Raw genomic sequence first — 1,107 nt, forward strand, 5'->3', positions numbered from 1 at the left:
GCGGTGAAGGTGGCGGGTAGGCGGCGCCGGGCGCCGAGGGCGCGGGCTCATGCTCACCCTGGTCGGGCGGAGGTGGAGGGGGGAGGTGAGATTCGCCGGGCGGCGGTTGATCGGTCATGGCAACCCTTCCACTTCGGATGAGCTGAACTGGCCGAATCACAGTACCTGAGCACCCACTGGCCAGGCGAGACCTTGCGGGACGCCGCGCTAAGGCCGCCGCGGTTCCGAGAGGAATCCCAACAAGTCGTAGCGGGTGATCACTCCCACCGGCTTGCCTTGCTCCACCACCATCAGCGCGTCCCACTCCCGCAGCGCCTTGCCAGCCGCGGTCACCGACTCGCCGGCGCCGATCATGCGCAGCGGCGGGCTCATGTGTTCGGAGACGGCGTCGGCCAACTTGGCGCGTCCCTCGAAGACGGCCGAAAGTAGTTCGCGTTCGGAGACGCTGCCGGCGACCTCGCCGGCCATCACCGGCGGCTCGGCCCCAACGACCGGCATCTGCGAGACGCCGTACTCACGCAGAATGCCGATCGCGTCGCGCACCGTCTCCGACGGATGGGTGTGCACCAAATCCGGTAGCGCGCCGGACTTCCCGCGCAACACGTCGCCGACCGTCGGCTGCTCGGTCGAGCCGTCGAGGCGGCTACGCAGGAAGCCGTACGACGACATCCACGCGTCGTTGAAGATCTTCGACATGTAGCCACGCCCGCCGTCGGGCAGCAAAACGACGACGAGCGCATCGGGCCCGGCCTCCTCCGCCACCTTCACCGCGGCCACCACGGCCATCCCGCACGAACCGCCGACCAGCATCGCTTCCTCGCGGGCCAGCCGCCTGGTCATGTTGAACGAATCGGAGTCGGACACCGCGATGATCTGATCGGGCACGGTCGGGTCGTAGGCCGCCGGCCAGAAATCCTCGCCGACCCCTTCGACCAGGTAGGGGCGGCCGGTGCCTCCCGAATACACCGAGCCCTCGGGGTCGGCGCCGACGATGCGCACCGCGCCGCCGGACACCTCCTTGAGGTAGCGCCCGGCGCCGGTGATGGTCCCGCCGGTGCCGATGCCGGCGACGAAGTGGGTGACCTTGCCGTCGGTGTCGGCCCAGAT

General features: G+C 69.5%; 1 protein-coding gene. It reads right to left on the reverse strand.

The genetic code is table 11. The features are described from left to right. Positions 1-207: 207 nt before the first annotated feature. Positions 208-1,107: pyridoxal-phosphate dependent enzyme (locus tag A5745_RS05755; protein WP_076115428.1), on the reverse strand; the 900-nt coding region annotated here is incomplete at its 5' end.

The organism is Mycobacterium sp. IS-2888 (genome assembly GCF_001954215.1).
Lineage (GTDB): Bacteria > Actinomycetota > Actinomycetes > Mycobacteriales > Mycobacteriaceae > Mycobacterium.